We start from the raw sequence: 17,949 nt of genomic DNA, 5'->3' as shown, positions 1-17,949 counted from the left end.
ACCCACCTATATTAAAATAAAAAAACGCCGCGATAAGCATCGCGGCATTTAGCTTTCTCAATTAATCGTAGTCGGTCAGCTTACGCTTGGCGCCACTGCTTGAATGCATTGATCAGTCCATTGGTCGAACTATCATGGCTCTCAACCTGCTGATCATCACTCAGCTCAGGCAAAATGTTGCTTGCCAGTTGTTTACCCAGCTCAACACCCCACTGATCAAAGCTGAAAATGTTCCAAATCACACCTTGAGTGAAGATTTTATGCTCATACATTGCAATCAAAGCCCCGAGTGTATAAGGCGTGATTTTCTCAACCAAAATAGAGTTGGTTGGACGGTTACCTTCAAACACTTTAAAGGGCGCGATCGCGGCCACGTCTTCGGCCGATTTGCCCGCTTTCACTAGCTCGGCTTCGACTTGCTCACGGCTCTTACCAAAGGCTAATGCTTCGGTCTGTGCAAAAAAGTTCGCCATCAGTTTAGCGTGGTGATCGCCAATCACGTTGTGACTATGCACAGGGGCAATAAAGTCACACGGGATTAACTTAGTGCCTTGGTGGATAAGCTGATAGAAAGCATGTTGGCCGTTTGTACCAGGTTCACCCCAGATAATTGGGCCCGTTTGATAATCGACCGGATTACCGTGACGGTCGACGTATTTACCGTTTGATTCCATGTTGCCTTGCTGGAAATACGCGGCAAAGCGATGCATGTATTGATCATACGGTAAAATCGCTTCTGATTCAGCACCGTGGAAGTTGTTGTACCAGATACCAATTAACGCCAACAACACCGGCATGTTTTGCGCCATGGGTGCGGTTTTAAAGTGGTTATCCATTTGATGTGCGCCATCGAGTAAGGCGACAAAATTGTCAAAGCCGACGCCTAAGCAAATCGATAGACCAATGGCTGACCACAGTGAATAACGGCCACCAACCCAGTCCCAGAACTCGAACATGTTGGCCGTATCAATCCCAAAGTTCGCAACAGCATCGGCATTGGTTGAAAGCGCCGCAAAATGCTTCGCCACCTGGCTTTCATCTCCAGCAGCCTTCATAAACCAGTCACGCGCCGTGTGCGCATTAGTCATGGTTTCTTGGGTGGTAAAGGTTTTTGAAGCCACCAAGAACAACGTCGTTTCAGGGTTAAGGGCTTTTAACGTTTCGGCCATGTGGGTGCCATCAACGTTAGAAACAAAGTGTAAATTGAGATGGTTTTTGTAAGCTGCCAGCGCTTCAGTGACCATGTAAGGGCCAAGATCTGAGCCACCAATACCAATGTTCACCACATCGGTAATTGCTTTACCGGTATAGCCTTTCCACTCACCGCTGATCACACGCTCAGAGAATGATTGCATTTGCGCGAGTACTGCGTTGACGTGCGGCATGACATCTTCGCCATCCACCATAACAGGCTGGTTGCTACGATTACGCAACGCAGTATGAAGCACGGCTCGGTCTTCTGTACGGTTGATTTTCTCACCATTAAACATCGACGTAATCGCGTCTGAAACGCCCGTTTCGTCTGCCAATGCCAATAACTTGGTCAGGGTTTCTTCGCTGATCAGGTTTTTGGAATAATCCAACAGAATGCTGTCTTCAAATTGCGTTGAGAAATGGGCAAATCGGTCTGGATTATCCGCAAACAGATCCGCCAGTGTATAGTCCTGTGCTTCTTCAAAGTGGGCGGTCAGTGATTGCCACGCCACGGTTTGTGTGGGGTTCGTTGTCTTTAGCATCATGTCATCCAAATCGCGTTGTGAGTGCTGCTGTGGGTATCACAGCAGGCTGGAGTCCTGTATAACGTCAGCACCACCATGCTGTACGCAGCGGTTATTGGTGTAATATTACATAATCATGGCTCGATTCTCACATGCAATCGCTGTGAGTAGGTTGCGATTAATCATAGAATAGTTGGATCGCCTTTGGGCTAACTGATTACGATAGAGATCACAACAAGGATTGCTTATGTGGTACCAAACTGAAATTCGCTTACGCCCGCGCTCTCGAGGCTTTCATCTTGTGACCGACGAGATCGTCGACGCACTGCCTGTATTGCATGATATTGAGATGGGGATGGTGCAGGTATTTATCAAACATACCTCAGCCAGTTTAACCCTCAATGAAAATGCGGACCCCACCGTGCGTCAAGATATGGAGTCCCATTTTGATCACTCAGTGCCCGAGCGTGCGCCCTATTACCGTCATACCTATGAGGGGGATGATGATATGCCGGCACATATTAAGGCGTCTTTGCTAGGGGCAAGTGTCACTGTCCCTATCACTCAAGGACACCTCAATCTCGGTACGTGGCAAGGGATTTATCTAGGCGAACACCGTGATCAGGGCGGTTCACGTACGCTGGTCGTCACACTTCAAGGCGCGCCTACCGCGGGCTAATCAACCGAGACAAAGCAGTCCCGAGGCGTTTAGCGTATCACTGCGTTTCGCTCACCCCCTCGGGGAGGGATTGGTTAGATATTGACGTGGGACGCGGCCTGTCACCTGGCAGACAAGTTCATAACCAATCGTATCAACCAAGCGCGCGATGCGCTCAACCGGGAGCTCGGGTCCCCACAACACCGCTTCATCACCCACCTTATCGGTCGCATCTGGACCCAGATCAACGGTGATCATATCCATTGAGACGCGCCCAGCCAGCGGTACTTCTCGACCATTGAGCCATACGGGCGTGCCGTCAGGTGCAGAACGCGGATAGCCGTCGCCATAGCCGATCGCAATCACACCAATCAAGGTATCGCGCGAACTGCGCCAACGCGCGCCATAACCTACCGGCTCGCCAGCTTTGAGACGACGCACAGCCATGACCCGCGATGTCAGGCGCATTGCCGGCTTCAAACCAAGTGCGTCACCTGTTAATTCAATACGAGAGGAAATGCCATACAGGCAAATACCTGGGCGCACCCAATCAAAATGACTTTGCGGCCAAAATAACGTGCCGGAAGATGCAGCCAATGAGCGTTCACCGGGCAGCCCTTCCGTAACGCGCGAGAAGGTGTCAATTTGCGCTTGGGTGATCGGATTATCCATTTCGTCCGCGCAGCCAAAATGACTCAAGTAACCAATCTCAGGCGCTACATTGTCGCAAGCATGCAGGGCAAAAAGTGCACCAGGCACCTGATCCGGTTCAAAGCCTAGCCGATGCATGCCTGAGTCCACTTTTAGCCATACCGACAAAGGCGAAGGCAGGCTCGCTTGTGTCAGCATTGCCACTTGCTCATCACAGTGCACCGTGGCGGTCAGTTGGTGCTCAACCAATAACGGCAGCTCATCCGCTTCGTAGAAACCCTCGAGTAGCACAATGGGTAAGGTAATGCCCGCTTGACGCAGCGTCAGAGCTTCTTCTATCCGCGCCACCCCAAAGGCATCGCTATAAGGCGCCAACGTCGTCGCAACGGATGTTAGCCCATGACCGTAACCGTCCGATTTGACCACTGTCATCACTTTGCTATCGGGGGCTTTGCGACGCATCACTTGGATGTTGTGCACCATGGCCTCGGGATCAATGAAGGCGCGAGCCGCATTGGTCATGGTAGACAGATCACTCATCATCAAACGCGGGTCCTGCATAATTATCAAAACGTGAGTATTGGCCTTGGAAGGTCAAGCGCACACTACCAATCGGGCCGTTACGCTGTTTACCAATCAGGATTTCTGCAATCCCTTTCATGGCACTTTCTGGGTTGTAGACTTCGTCACGATAAATAAACATGATTAAATCCGCATCTTGCTCAATCGCACCCGACTCACGCAGGTCCGAGTTAACGGGACGCTTATCAGCACGCTGCTCCAACGAACGGTTAAGCTGCGACAAAGCGACAACAGGCACATTGAGTTCTTTGGCAAGCGCCTTTAGCGAGCGTGAGATTTCAGCAATTTCCAAGGTCCGGTTTTCTTGTAACCCTGGTACGCGCATCAGTTGTAAATAGTCGACCATGATCATGCTCACGCCACCATGTTCGCGCGCCACACGGCGAGCTCGCGAGCGCACATCAGTCGGTGTTAGGCCGGAACTATCATCGATGTACATGTTCTTTTTCTGCATCAAGATCCCCATCGAGGACGAGATACGCGCCCAATCTTCATCATCTAATTGGCCGGTTCGGATCTTAGTTTGGTCAACCCGTGATAACGAGGCCAACATACGCATCATCAGCTGCTCAGCCGGCATCTCGAGCGAGAAAATCAATACAGGCTTTTCTTGATCCATGGCTGCGTTTTCACACAAGTTCATCGCAAAGGTCGTTTTACCCATCGATGGTCGTGCCGCGACGATAACGAGATCAGAAGGCTGTAAGCCTGCCGTTTTCTTATTAAGATCGGTAAAACCCGTCGATACGCCGGTAACCCCGTCTTGCGGTGACTTGAACAGCTCTTCAATGCGCTCTAGGGTGCGACTCAGTACCGAGTCAATGTGCTGTGGCCCTTCGGTTTCACTAGTCCGAGACTCAGCAATCGCGAAGACTTTACTCTCAGCCATATCGAGCAAATCTTCTGAGCTTCGCCCTTGGGTATCATAGCCCGCATCGGCAATTTCATTGGCTACCCCAATCAGGTTGCGCACCATGGCACGCTCGCGGACAATATCGGCATACGCTACAATGTTAGCGGCGCTCGGGGTGTTTTTCGCCAGCTCCGCCAAGTAAGCAAAGCCGCCCACATCGTCGAGCGTTCCCGCCTTTTCGAGATGCTCAGACAAGGTGATAAGATCAAGCGGCTTACCCTCATCCAGTAGCGATTTGGTCGATTCATAAATCAACCGATGGGGTCGGCTATAAAAATCATGGCCGACGACTTTTTCCGCAACCGCATCCCAGCGTTCATTATCCAACATTAAACCACCTAAAACCGACTGCTCGGCCTCTATCGAGTGTGGTGGCACTTTGAGGTTAGCGACTTGCTGATCTTTTGCGGGTTTACGATTGTCTGCCATAAAAACTCACCTATTGCTAATAGAGGTCATTATACCCGCTGTCCTTGTGGGACGCTGCCCCATGAGGCATTTTTTTCCAAACGCTGAATGACCTCCTCGAATCCTAACCCAAATTTGACTACCATAACGGAAATAGCGCCTAGCATAGCGGCGCCTTAATTGCGTGAGATGAAAGTAGTGAAATCTTTTTGTCAGCCCGTGTGCTTATCAATTTGGATGGTATGCGGGGTCCCTGCCTATGCAAGTGACGATAATAAAACATCAGAATCACCTTGGTCAGCCGATATTTCGCTCGGTTATCAGCGCCTCGGTGGTAACTCAGATTCTCAAACCATCAATAATGCGCTCACAGGTCAATATCAAGTTGAGCAATACAGTTATCAAGCCAGCATTAGTCTGTTGCAAGTTGAAAAAGATGGTGAAGAGGACAAACGTAAAACAGAGCTAGAGTCGCAAGCTAATATGTTACTTGGTGACAGAAACTATGCGCTACTCAATGCCACTTATGTCGCCGACCGTTACGGCCCTTATTATGACGATTTTATGCTGGCAACGGGTTTAGGCTATCACTGGCTTCAAAACGCTAAGTTCACATTAAGCACCGAGATAGGTCCAGGTTTTCGTTATCAACAACCGAACGTCGATGAAATTGATGATGACGATTTGATCATGCCTTACTCAGTCAGTGAATCAGTGATACGTGGACAGGCAAGAGGAGAGTGGCATATGCTCGACAATGTCAGTTTAGAAGGAAGAAGTATTATCATTTCAGGGAGCAGTAATACCAGTGTCGAAGGATCACTCACTTTGGCATCGACCATTACTGAAAAGTTATCGATAAAAATAACCAGCAAACAGACTTACATGACAGATGTCCCTCCGGGACTAAAAAATCGCGACAGTATGCTCACAGTCGGTATTCGTTATCAATGGTTATAAACCGCTGAAAAAACAAAAAGCCACCCCGAAGGCTGGCTTTTTATCGAAACCTTGTTGCTAATTACATAGCAACAACGTTCACCTTGACGGTCGCGAAAACATCATAGTGCAGCTGCACGCTGATTTCGTACTCGCCAGTGTGACGCAGTGCGCCTTCTGGTAGACGAACTTCGTTTTTAGCGATTTCAACGCCCGCTGCAGTCACAGCATCAGCGATATCACGGGTACCGATAGAACCAAACAGTTTACCTTCATCACCCGCTTTCGAAGCGATTTCAACCGCTTCTAGTGCTTCAACTTTCTCAGCACGCGCTTGGGCAGCAGCCAGTTGCTCAGCAACTTTTGCTTCTAGCTCAGCACGACGAGCTTCAAAATGTTCGATGTTGGCTTTGGTTGCCATAACCGCTTTACCCTGAGGGATAAGGAAGTTACGTGCATAACCAGATTTAACAGTTACCTGATCACCTAGGCCACCCAGGTTACCGATTTTATCAAGTAGAATAACTTGCATTCTTCAATCCTCTCTAACTTGGACAGTTCCGATTACTGATGCTTGTCAGTGTACGGCAGCAGGGCCAGGTAACGAGCGCGCTTGATAGCACGAGCCAGTTGACGCTGATACTTAGCACGAGTACCAGTGATACGGCTAGGTACGATTTTACCTGATTCGGTAATGTAATTTTTTAGAGTCGCTACATCTTTGTAGTCGATCTCTGTGACGCCTTCTGCAGTGAAACGGCAGAATTTACGACGACGGAAGAAACGTGCCATGGGCTTATCTCCTGATCTAAATGTCTATAATAGTGTCGGCATGCAATACCAATTTTCCCTCGCCTTGTCGGCTGGTCTGGTAAGCAATAAAGCCGCTTACCTTGATATGGCTACCTAAAGCTAAATTTTGCGTTTGTTGTGTTGACCCTTGCCCACTCACAACCACAGATAAACGACAAAACACTTGTCGAGGGAAGTCAGCTTCAACCTGCGTAGAACGATGCTCTAACACAAAGTGACAGTGCGGAACGCCTGCAGGGCTTTGGCGACGGACCGGACCTTTACTGATAACACCAGCAAGCTCCAACCGATTGGTCATTACAGCAATTACTCAGCTGCGTTTTCGCCTTCAGCTTCAGCTTCCGCTTTTGCTTCTGGCTTCGCTTCCGCACGCTCTTCACGCTCAGGGCGATCTTCACGCTTAGCAGTACGCTCTTCTTTAGCCTTCATCATGACAGATGGCTCAGTGATAGCGTCTTTAGTACGCATGATCATGTTACGGATCACTGCGTCGTTGAAGCGGAACATGCTTTCTAGCTCGTCAATCACAGCCTGCTCGGCTTCTACGTTCATCATAACGTAGTGTGCTTTGTGCAATTTGTTGATTGGGTAAGCCAGTTGGCGACGGCCCCAGTCTTCTAGACGGTGGATCTGACCGCCTGCATCTTTAATAGACGCAGTGTAACGCTCGATCATGCCAGCAACTTGCTCGCTCTGATCAGGGTGCACCATGAATACGATTTCGTAATGACGCATTGAGTTGCTCCTTACGGATTAATCAGCTTCCACAATTGGCTCGGTCGTCCAGCGGAAGCAAGGAACGGAAAAGAAAAGACCGAGAATCAGGCGCGAGATAGTACAGCACTGCAGCGCCATAAGCAAACGGATTTTGTCTTTATCGATTGGTTGTTCCATGCCCCCGAAAAAGCATGACCAATTGCAAAAAAAACAAGAAATTAAATATGAAAACTGTCAATTATGTAGGAATTCCCACCAATATCAAGCTATTGATGCACTTCTTTTTAAACAATAATTAATTTCTGAACCCACGCTCAAATTATGACATTCCCGCCTCCTTTTCTTGGCAGTTAATACTCAGAATAATCTTTTTATTGCCTATGCTTGAGCGGAAAAGCCGTTTTTAGTGCAAAAAGCGTAGGGGAAGACCTCATCAATCACTGACTGTATTGATGAAATTCGTTTCAAAAATTTTTGGAGCAAAATATGAAGATAGGAACACCATCGCGTATGGTCGCACTTGGTTTGGCAGGGCTCGCATTAAGTAGCCCCAGCGTACACGCTGCCGTTGATTGCCAGCCATTATCCGATTGGCAGAATGGCAATACCTACACTAAAGGGGATCAAGTCAAAGCGGACAATACCGCCTATGAAGCCAGGTGGTGGACGCAAGCCGATCCTGCCTCCCAATCTGGCGAGTGGAAAGCATGGAAAATCCTCGGCCAGTGCGCGGGCAGCGTCAACCAAGCCCCTACCGCAGTCTTAACCGTTTCACCGTCTGGACCCGCTGAGGTTGGTGATACACTCACCTTCACCCTCGCCGGGACAGACACTGATGGCACGGTGACCTCATTCGCGCTCTCACAAGGCGACACCCTATTATATGAAGGCGCCGAGGCGACCACCATTGACTGGCAAGCCGAACAAACGGGGCGTTTTACGTTTACGCTCACAGTGACCGACGACAAAGGCGCGACCAATACTCAAACATTGCAGCAAGTGGTGGGTGATGACCACACTGGCGGCGATGAGTATGCCTGTCGCCCGGCGGGTTTATACACCACCCCAGATATCGACGTGCCATATTGCTCTGTGTATGACGAGAACGGCCTTGAAGAAATGGGCGCCGATCACCCTCGCCGTGTTATTGGCTATTTCACCAGCTGGCGAAACGGCACCAACGGTCAGCCTGCTTATTTAGTCAGCGACATTCCGTGGGACAAAATCACTCATATCAACTACGCCTTTGCCCACGTCAACGCGGACAACCAACTGTCTATCGGCGATCCCAACGCCCCCGATAACTCCGCGACCCAGATGACTTGGCCGGGCGTGGCCGGCGCAGAGATGGATCCGACCCTGCCGTACAAAGGCCACTTTAACTTGCTCAACAAGTATAAAAAGCAGCATCCTGACGTGAAAACGCTGATCTCCGTGGGCGGCTGGGCCGAAACCGGGGGCTACTTCGGTGAAAACGGCGAGCGCATTGACAGTGGCGGTTTCTACACCATGACCACCAATGCCGATGGCAGCGTCAACCAAGCTGGCATTAAAGCTTTCACCGACAGTGCCGTCGCCTTCTTGCGCCAGTATGGCTTTGATGGTTTAGACATTGATTATGAATACCCATCGTCAATGAAAGACTCTGGCCACCCTGACGATTTCGAGTACTCCAACCCACGTCGTGCGCACTTGAATAAATCCTATCAAATGCTGATGAAGTCGCTGCGTAAAGCGCTCGATAAAGCCAGTGCACAAGATGGCAAGCACTATATGCTGACTATTGCCGCACCGTCATCGGGTTACTTATTGCGCGGGATGGAAACCTTCCAAACCACCCAATACTTAGATTACGTCAACATTATGAGCTATGACCTGCACGGGGCATGGAACGATCATGTTGGCCATCAAGCGCCGCTGTATGACACCGGCGAAGACTCGGAGCTTAAACAGTGGAGTGTCTACCAAACCCCTGAATTTGAGGGGATTGGGTATTTAAATACCGATTGGGCAGCCACCTACTTTATGGGCGGTATGTCTCCCGGCCGTATCAATATCGGTATCCCGTATTACACCCGCGGCTTTAAAGACGTTCAAGGTGGCGATAAAGGCCTTTGGGGGCGCGCGCCATTACCAAACCAAGGTGAGTGCCCAGCCGGCACGGGTGTCGGTGAGAAAAACAAATGTGGCAACGGTGCAGTCGGGATAGATAACCTTTGGCATGATGTGGACGAGCTCGGCAACGAAGTGCCTGCGGGCTCTAACCCTTTATGGCATGTGAAAAACTTGCTCGACGGCAAACTACCGGCCTATGCCGCAGAGTACGGACTCGATCCTGAGCAAGACCCCACTGATCGCCTTACTGGTAGTTATCAGCGTTACTACGATGACATCGCCAAAGCGCCATGGGTTTGGAACGAGGAAAAACGCGTATTCCTGTCGATGGAAGACGAAACCTCGATGGCCGAAAAGGTCGACTACGTGGTCAATAAGGGCCTAGGCGGGGTGATGTTCTGGGAGCTGGCGGGGGATTATCGCTATGATGAACAACGTCAGGCCTACTTTATGGGCGACACTCTGACATCGCTGGCGTACCAAACCTTTAAGCAAGCGGGCAGCGACTACTCACTGCAACGCGGCGATGCTAACTTCCAAGTGCCAAGCGAGCAAGTGGATGTCACGTTTGACGCGCTGAACTTCCCAGTGGGCGATGACAACTACCCTATCCGCCCCACGTTCCGCTTTACCAACCACTCGGATCTGGACTTATCGGGCGCCACCATCAGCTTTGATGTGCCAGTTTCCACCTCGGCCATTTTTAAATCTGACTGGAACGCCCAGAAAAAGCTGCGCATGGAAGTCGTGCGTAATAGCAGCAATGCCAGTGATAACAACATCGGCGGGTTTGATGCCACGCATCATCGCTTTGCCATCACCTTGATTAACGAATGGGGTGGCATAGAGCAAAGCTTTAAGCCGGGTGAAACCTTGGACGCACAGGTGATGTACTACATGCCGATCACTAACCCAACCAATATCACCATCGAAAAAGATGGCCAGCGCTATGCGGTAAAGCAGGAGTATCCAAGCCTTCCGCCTGCGCTCCCCGGTAGCACCGGTCAAAGTGGCGGAGAGTCTCAGTGTCCCGGCGTCGATGTCGCCAGCCGGAGTACCTACCCCAACTGGCCTAACGGGGGCAATCATGCCAGCGGTGGCGACCAACTTATCTACCAAGAGGCGGTATGGGAAGCCAAATGGTGGACCCAAGCCGCACCCGGTGGTCAGGCTTGGCGCCAAGTCTGCAGCCTCTAATCCATTTCTAGTCTTGAATGCGGGGGCTAAGTGCCCCCGTTAAGGAGTCGCTATGTTCAAGTCTTCGTTGACTCAACTTTCCTGCCGTACCGCCATCGCCCTTGCACTGGGGGCAAGCAGTACACAGGTGATGGCACATGGCTATTTAGAAAGCCCCAAAGCGCGCCAAGCGATTTGCCATGAGCAAGAGGGTTATTGGTGGCCTTCAGATGGGTCAGGTATCCCTAACGCTGCCTGTCGCGCGGCGTTCTTAGAATCGGGGCACTACCCGTTTGTACAGCACCACGAATCAGCCCAATTGGTGGCGGATTACCGCAATATGAATGCTGTGAAAGCAGCCGTTACCGATGGCAACTTATGTGGCGCCGGCGATCCCAATAAAGCCGGGATCAGTTTGCCCTCACCGGATTGGCAACGGACCGAAGTCACCCCAGATGGCAATGGGCAAATTGACGTACGTTTTCGCGCCACCACACCGCACAACCCAAGCTTTTGGGAAATTTATCTGACCAAGCCAGACTACAACGGCGCGACCGATGCGCTGACGTGGGACGATCTCGAAAAGATCGACACCTTTGGCGACCTGCCCATTGTGGTTGGCGATGACGGTAACCGGTATTACGAGATGACCGTGACCTTACCCGCCGATCGCCAAGGTGATGCCATTCTCTATAGCCGTTGGCAACGCATTGATCCAGTCGGTGAAGGCTTCTACAACTGTGCCGACATCACCATCACCTCTAGTCAGACAGCGCCGGCCCAGTGGCACGAGCTGGGCTACTTTGTCGCGCATCCACAAATGGCAGCATTAGGCGATCGCGTGCGTGCCCGCTTGCACAATCGCCAAGGCCAAGAAGTGGTAGATGTCACACTCACTCTGACGGACCAAAATGTGGCGAATTGGCCACACGCGCTGGCCAGCCTTATCGAACAACAAGCTAACGAGCCCTTACGTATCGGGGTGATGCGTCACGGCGAGATCCAGTTTAATGCCGATGACGTGGTGCAAAATCAAGTCTTTAGCCATCACGATAGCTATAGCTTCAACCTGTCGGTGATCCCAGCTACCGACGAATCCAACAGCAACCTGCCCGCTTGGCGTGCATCTGAGGTCTATGTAGCCAAGGATCGCGTGCGCTACGGCGACAACATCTACCAAGCAAAATGGTGGACACGCAACGAGCAACCCGGCGCTGCCCTTGTTTGGCAACGCGTGACACAATAAGGAGCAAACATGAAACCAATGACCCTACTTTCTCTGGCGATTGCTGGGGCACTGGGTGCCAGCCACGCCGTGGCGGCCCCCTCAACCCCAAGTTTGGACTGGAAGCCACAAAACTATTCTTTTGTTGAAGTCGACGAATATGGCAGCGGATCGTACAAAGATCTGGTGCAACGCGTGGACGAAGTCCAAATTGAAATTAAATGGAATGCCTGGTCCGGTGATGGTGGTGATAGCTACAAGGTGTACTTTGACAATCAGGTCGTCAATCAAGGCACTTTACCGGCAGGAACCAAATCTGGCATTGTCACTTTCCCCTATGACAAAGGAGGCCGCCACCAGCTTAAACTCGCCTTGTGTGAAGGCGGCGTGGATGGCCAATGCGCGACCAGTGCCGCCAAACCCCTCGTGATCGCAGACACTGATGGTGTACACCTTGACCCACTGCCGATGAATGTCGACCCCAACAACAACGACTATCCCAAACAGCCTAATACCGTGGTGGGGGCATACTTTGTCGAATGGGGCATTTATGGTCGTAACTTCGATGTCAGTCAGGTGCCCGCGGGGAATCTCACCCACATCTTGTATGGCTTTATCCCCATTTGTGGCCCCAATGAGTCATTGGGCGACATCGAAAATGGCAACAGCTTGCGCGCGCTTGAGCTCGCTTGCCAAGGCTCAGAAGACTATGAAGTGGCAATCCATGACCCATGGGCGGCGATTCAGAAAAAGCTGCCCGGCACACCGGCCAAAGATCCGATAGGTGGCACCTACGCGCAAATGATGGCGCTCAAGCAGCGCTACCCTGATCTGAAAATTCTCCCCTCCGTGGGCGGCTGGACCCTATCCGACCCCTTCTATGATTTCACCGACAAGGCCAACCGTGATGTCTTTGTTGCCTCGATGAAAGAATTTCTAAAAACATGGAAATTCTACGATGGGGTCGACATTGACTGGGAATTCCCAGGCGGTGGCGGTGCCAACCCTGATTTAGGTGACCCAGATAAGGATAGCCAAACCTACGCGGCCTTAATGCGTGAGCTGCGCGCGATGTTGGATGAGCTCGAAGCCGATACCGGCCGTGAGTACCAACTCACCTCGGCCGTCGGCGCCGGTTATGACAAAGTGGCCAACGTCGATTACAGCGCCAGCGCGCCGTACATGGATTACATCTTTGCCATGACCTATGACTTTTTCGGCGCATGGAATAATGTCACCGGCCACCAAACTGCCATTTACTGTGGCAGCCATATGAGCGCGGGGGAATGTGATGGTACCGGCGTCGATGACAACGGCGAACCTCGCAAAGGCCCGGCCTACACGCTCGATAATGGCGTGCAATTACTGCTAGAAAGCGGCGTGCCACCGGAAAAAATGGTGATCGGTACTGCGATGTACGGTCGTGGTTGGGAAGGCGTTTTCCCTGCCAATGCAACCGATCCTAGCAACCCGATGACCGCGCCCGGTAACGGCCCGATCAAAGGCAGCACCGCTGATGGTATTTGGGAAGCGGGCGTAATTGACTACAAAGGCGTCGTCAAATCAATGCTCGGCAGCGCGGGTAACGGTATCAATGGCTTCCAAACCGGCTATGATGAGCAAGCCGAAGCGGCGTATGTGTGGAACCCAAACAACGGCAAGCTGGTCACTTACGACAACCCACGATCGGTCAAAGCCAAAGGCCAGTATGTGCGTAATCACAACTTCGCCGGTTTGTTTGCATGGGAAATTGATGCCGACAATGGCGATATTCTCAATGCCATGCACGAAGGCTTAGCGCAGGATGGTCAGCCGCCAGTCAACAACGCCCCAACTGTGAGTCTCGCGCAACAAAGCTATACGCTGGCGCCGGGAGAATCATTAACCATTGCTGCCAATGGGCGCGATCGGGATGGCGATGCCCTGATCTATCGCTGGCAAGGCGATGCGGCGTTGACGCTGACCAATAGCGACACAGATTCGGTCACAGTGACCGCCCCCGATGTGAGCACCAGCACCGACTATTCTCTGTCGGTGACGGTATCGGATGGTCAAGCCAATGCCGAGGCCAATGCGACTATCGAGGTGGTGGTAGCGGGTGAAAACCAAGCCCCTAACGTGGCACCTATCGCCCCAGTTAGCCTGAAAAGCGGTGAGCAAACCCGCGTGACGGTTGAGGCGAACGACCCAGATGGCGATACACTCAGCTACACCTACCGTGCATCCGGCGATCTGGCTGTCGCGGGCACCGGTGATCAGGTGACGCTGACCGCGCCCACCGTGACGGAGGATCGCGACTATGTGGTCACGGTCGAGGTCAGCGATGGCGACAAAACCACGCAAGCGCAGTTCACGGTCACTGTGACACCGGCCAGCGGCTTGCCAACGTGGGATGAAAACACCGTGTATGTGGGCGGCGATCGTGTCCTGTATCAAGGGATTGAGTATCGCGCCAAGTGGTGGACCAAGGGTCAGCGCCCAGACCAAGGCGGGCCATGGGAGCGCGTCGGGGATAGCCAATCCAACCAAGGCAGTGAATGGCAAGCGAACATCGCGTATTCCGGCGGCGCTGAAGTTGAATACAACAACCAACGCTACCAAGCCAAGTGGTGGACCCGAGGCGAAAAGCCGGGCAGTACCGCAGTTTGGCAATTGCTGTAACGGTTTTTCACTTCTCTAAATGACAAAACGCCCCAACAGGGGCGTTTTCTTCAACGGAGAACAAGAGACAAGGCACTTAACGACGCTGACGCACCGCTTCATACAAACAGACACCAGTTGCCACGGATACGTTCAAGCTCGATACGCTTCCTGACATGGGAATACGAATTAGCTCATCACAGGTTTCACGGGTCAAACGGCGCATGCCGTCTCCTTCCGCGCCCATCACTAAGGCTAGCGGCCCCACCAATTTGGTGTCGTAAACATCATGATCGGCTTCACCGGCCGTGCCCACAAACCACACGCCCTGCTCTTTGAGCGCACGCATGGTACGCGCTAAGTTGGTAACACGCACCAAAGGTACCACTTCAGCTGCGCCACAGGCCACTTTGCGTGCCGTCGCGTTAAGCTGAGCAGATTTATCTTTCGGAACGATGACCGCACTCACTCCGGCTGCATCGGCAGTGCGCAGGCAAGCCCCCAAATTATGCGGGTCGGTGACACCGTCAAGTACCAGCAACAAAGGGTTCTCGGTATTAGCGAGGATCGCCTCCAAGTCATTCTCGTTGTACTGACGACCCGGTTTGACACGGGCAACAATCCCCTGATGCGACGCACCTTGAGTTTTGTCGTCTAACGCTTTGCGGCCCACTTGCTGAATACTCACGCCCAGCATCGCAATGTCATTGAGCACGGGGACCAAACGCTCGTCTTGACGCCCTTTTAATACCATCACTTCAATAAAGCGGGAAGGATCGGTTGCTAAAATCGCTTGGACGGCATGAATGCCGTAAATAACTTCACTACTCATGATTTACTTCTTTTTCTTACCCGCTTCGGCTTTTTGTTTTTTCGCCTTTTTCTTGCGTGCTTTTTGCGCAGGCGACTTTACTTTACTCTTTTTGCTTGGCTTATCCGCCGGCGCCTTATCGCCGTCAACACTTGGCACTGCGCCACGTTTAAGCTGTTGGCGTACCGAGGTTCGCTCACGGCGCGCTTGCGGATCTTTATTCGACTCCGCACGACCTTTTTTGCGCTTATCGCGTTCGGTTTTACCCGGGCGACGGGCTTTGCGCTCAGAGCCTACCAGTTCAAAGTCAATTTGTCGCTCATCAAGATTCACTGACAGCACTTTAACCGTTACCTGATCGCCAAGTCGGAACACGCGGCCAGAGCCTTCGCCCACCAGACGCTGACCTACCATATCAAAACGGTAATAGTCGTTATCTAGGTTAGAGATATGGACCAAACCATCGATATGCAGCTCATTGAGGCGAACAAAGAAGCCAAAACCGGTGACATTGGCAATCACGCCTTCCAGTTCATCGCCAACGTGATCTTGCATATATTCGCATTTAAGCCAATCCGACACATCACGGGTGGCATCATCGGCGCGACGCTCGGTTTTTGAACACTGCTCGCCGAGCACATCCATATCGTCAAATGAGTAGTGATAGCCACCTGTCGGGGTCCAACGGTCTTGGTTTTTACCCGCTTGTTTGGCAATCAAGTATTTAAGCGCACGGTGCAACAGTAAATCCGGATAACGACGGATGGGCGAGGTAAAGTGGGCGTATTGTTTTAGCGCCAAACCAAAGTGACCTTGGTTATCCGCTTGATACACCGCTTGCTTCATCGAGCGGAGCAACATGGTCTGAATAAGCTCACTGTCCGCGCGACCATGGACCACGTGCATCAGTGCCGCGTAATCTTTCGGCGTCGGCTCTAGGCCGCCACTCAGGCTTAAGCCTAACTCGCCTAAGAAATCTTTAAAGCCACTAAGACGTTCTTCACCCGGTGCTTCGTGAACACGATATAATGCTGGCTCTTTGTGCTTCTCGACAAAACGCGCAGAGGCGACGTTGGCAAGGATCATACATTCTTCGATGATCTTGTGCGCATCGTTGCGCTCCACCGGCACAATACGGTCGATTTTGCGCTGTGCGTTGAAAATAAATTGGGTTTCCACCGTCTCAAACTCAATGGCGCCGCGTTGTTGGCGAGCCCCACTGAGCACCTTGTACATATCGTGCAAGGTTTCTAGATGTGGAACCAAGGTGTGATAACGCTCTCGCAAGGTCTCATCACCCTCTAAGATGTTAGACACCTTGGTGTAGGTTAAACGCGCATGTGAGTTCATTACCGCTTCATAGTGCTTGTAGCCGGATAGTGCGCCTGACTCAGAAATTGTCATTTCACAGACCATACATAGACGATCAACCTGTGGATTGAGCGAGCATAGGCCGTTGGAAAGCACTTCTGGTAACATGGGCACCACTTGGTTGGGGAAGTACACCGAGTTACCGCGGTTTTGCGCTTCTTTATCCAGCGCAGAATCAGGCCGCACATAGTAACTAACATCGGCAATTGCCACCCACAAACGCCAGCCACCAGAACGTTTACGTTCACAGTAGACCGCATCATCAAAGTCACGGGCATCTTCACCGTCGATGGTCACCAGCGGCAGATCGCGTAGATCAACGCGGCCTTCTTTCGCTTTTTCCGGCACTTCCTCGTTCAAACTTTTAACTTGCTTGAGCACGGCATCCGGCCATTGATGAGGAATATCATGGGTGCGCATCGCGATTTCAATTTCCATGCCCGGCGCCATGTTTTCGCCCAGCACGTCAACAATCTTACCCATTGGGTTGGTTTGGCGAGTAGGACGTTGCATGATCTCAACCACCACTACATTGCCCATACGCGCGCCCTGAGTGTGATCTTTATCAATCACGATATCTTGGCCCAGGCGGCTATCGTCTGGCACGACAAAGCCCATACCGTCTTCGACAAAATAACGCCCAACGATTTGGCCTTGACGTGCTTCCAACACTCGCACGACACGGGCTTCTTGGCGACCGCGCTTATCGGTCCCCACGCCTTGCGCCAAAATGACATCGCCATGCATCACGCTACGCATTTGATGATACGGTAACGTCCAATCGTCATGATTGCCTTTCCCTTCAGGGCGCAAGAAGCCAAAACCATCACGGTGACCAATAACTGTCCCTTTAATCAGATCCAGACGCTCGGGCAAGGCATAGCACTTACGCCGAGTAAACACGAGTTGACCATCTCGCTCCATCGCACGCAGGCGTCGACGTAAACCTTCATACTGATCATCGCCGTCTAAACCGAGATGGGTAAACAGATTGTCGCGGCTCACTGGCGCCTTAAAGCTGCGGATCACTTCCAGCAAGTGCTCTCGGCTGGGAACCGGATTTTCATATTTTTCAGCTTCACGGGCCTGGTGTGGATCCGCAGCGATGTTGTTTGGCGTATTATTTGTCGAACCTGTGTCTTGCGACATAGACCTTTTCCTATTGGCGTATGTTGATTTCATTATATCTGTTAACTGTCGCGATTGCGCCGC

14 protein-coding genes are annotated in these 17,949 nt (G+C 51.7%); 5 read left to right on the top strand and 9 right to left on the bottom strand.

The window, feature by feature from the left end:
• Positions 1-80 precede the first annotated feature (80 nt).
• Positions 81-1,736, bottom strand: a complete 1,656-nt coding sequence (gene pgi, locus BZG77_RS01900; RefSeq protein ID WP_077645983.1) for a glucose-6-phosphate isomerase — start codon at positions 1,734-1,736, stop codon at positions 81-83.
• 229 nt (positions 1,737-1,965) lie between these two features.
• On the opposite strand from pgi, the gene BZG77_RS01895 reads away from it, so the two are divergent.
• Entirely contained in the window at positions 1,966-2,397 is a 432-nt protein-coding gene (locus BZG77_RS01895; RefSeq protein WP_077645982.1) for a secondary thiamine-phosphate synthase enzyme YjbQ, read from the top strand.
• A 51-nt stretch (positions 2,398-2,448) separates the two neighbouring features.
• Here the strand turns inward: BZG77_RS01895 and alr are convergent, their stop codons facing one another.
• Both alr and BZG77_RS01885 read right to left on the bottom strand, forming a co-directional pair.
• Positions 2,449-3,570, bottom strand: a complete 1,122-nt coding sequence (gene alr / locus BZG77_RS01890) for an alanine racemase (RefSeq protein ID WP_108743924.1) — start codon at positions 3,568-3,570, stop codon at positions 2,449-2,451.
• A complete protein-coding gene (locus BZG77_RS01885; RefSeq protein WP_021023496.1) occupies positions 3,560-4,951 on the bottom strand; it encodes a replicative DNA helicase in 1,392 nt (463 codons plus the stop codon). Before BZG77_RS01885 ends, alr begins: the two co-directional genes overlap by 11 nt.
• Before the next feature lie 168 nt (positions 4,952-5,119).
• Between BZG77_RS01885 and BZG77_RS01880 the strand changes: the two genes are divergently transcribed.
• Positions 5,120-5,890 (top strand): DUF481 domain-containing protein, encoded by a 771-nt coding sequence (locus BZG77_RS01880; RefSeq protein ID WP_077645980.1) that lies wholly within the window; start codon positions 5,120-5,122, stop codon positions 5,888-5,890.
• Positions 5,891-5,951: 61 nt separating this feature from the next.
• Here the strand turns inward: BZG77_RS01880 and rplI are convergent, their stop codons facing one another.
• The 4 genes from rplI to rpsF are packed head-to-tail and all read right to left on the bottom strand — an operon-like array spanning position 5,952 to position 7,417.
• The gene (gene rplI / locus BZG77_RS01875; RefSeq protein WP_077645979.1) at positions 5,952-6,401 is read right to left on the bottom strand and encodes a 50S ribosomal protein L9; all 450 of its coding nucleotides are present in this window, start codon (positions 6,399-6,401) and stop codon (positions 5,952-5,954) included.
• A 32-nt stretch (positions 6,402-6,433) separates the two neighbouring features.
• A complete protein-coding gene (gene rpsR / locus BZG77_RS01870; RefSeq protein WP_021023493.1) occupies positions 6,434-6,661 on the bottom strand; it encodes a 30S ribosomal protein S18 in 228 nt (75 codons plus the stop codon).
• A 16-nt stretch (positions 6,662-6,677) separates the two neighbouring features.
• Positions 6,678-6,980 carry a primosomal replication protein N gene (priB, locus tag BZG77_RS01865; protein WP_021023492.1) on the bottom strand — a complete coding sequence of 101 codons (303 nt, stop codon included), beginning with the start codon at positions 6,978-6,980 and terminating at the stop codon, positions 6,678-6,680.
• Between the two features lie 8 nt (positions 6,981-6,988).
• Positions 6,989-7,417 (bottom strand): 30S ribosomal protein S6, encoded by a 429-nt coding sequence (gene rpsF / locus BZG77_RS01860; RefSeq protein WP_077460007.1) that lies wholly within the window; start codon positions 7,415-7,417, stop codon positions 6,989-6,991.
• Positions 7,418-7,909: 492 nt separating this feature from the next.
• On the opposite strand from rpsF, the gene BZG77_RS01855 reads away from it, so the two are divergent.
• Genes BZG77_RS01855 through BZG77_RS01845 form a run of 3 tightly spaced genes read left to right on the top strand, consistent with a single transcriptional unit; the run spans position 7,910 to position 14,576 of the window.
• Positions 7,910-10,711 (top strand): glycosyl hydrolase family 18 protein, encoded by a 2,802-nt coding sequence (locus tag BZG77_RS01855; RefSeq protein WP_443216230.1) that lies wholly within the window; start codon positions 7,910-7,912, stop codon positions 10,709-10,711.
• A 52-nt stretch (positions 10,712-10,763) separates the two neighbouring features.
• Complete coding sequence (locus tag BZG77_RS01850) at positions 10,764-11,936, top strand: lytic polysaccharide monooxygenase (protein ID WP_077645977.1); 1,173 nt, start codon at positions 10,764-10,766, stop codon at positions 11,934-11,936.
• A gap of 9 nt (positions 11,937-11,945) precedes the next feature.
• On the top strand, positions 11,946-14,576 hold the full coding sequence (locus BZG77_RS01845; RefSeq protein ID WP_077645976.1) for a glycosyl hydrolase family 18 protein: 2,631 nt from the start codon (positions 11,946-11,948) through the stop codon (positions 14,574-14,576).
• Between the two features lie 76 nt (positions 14,577-14,652).
• On the opposite strand, the gene rlmB is transcribed toward BZG77_RS01845, so the two are convergent.
• Complete coding sequence (gene rlmB / locus BZG77_RS01840; protein WP_077576889.1) at positions 14,653-15,387, bottom strand: 23S rRNA (guanosine(2251)-2'-O)-methyltransferase RlmB; 735 nt, start codon at positions 15,385-15,387, stop codon at positions 14,653-14,655.
• A 3-nt stretch (positions 15,388-15,390) separates the two neighbouring features.
• A complete protein-coding gene (gene rnr / locus BZG77_RS01835) occupies positions 15,391-17,886 on the bottom strand; it encodes a ribonuclease R (protein WP_077645975.1) in 2,496 nt (831 codons plus the stop codon).
• Positions 17,887-17,949: the final 63 nt, after the last annotated feature.

The sequence above is a fragment of the Salinivibrio sp. IB643 genome (genome assembly GCF_001996105.1).
Taxonomy (GTDB): Bacteria; Pseudomonadota; Gammaproteobacteria; order Enterobacterales; family Vibrionaceae; genus Salinivibrio; species Salinivibrio costicola.
This window is presented reverse-complemented; position numbering and strand designations above follow the sequence as displayed.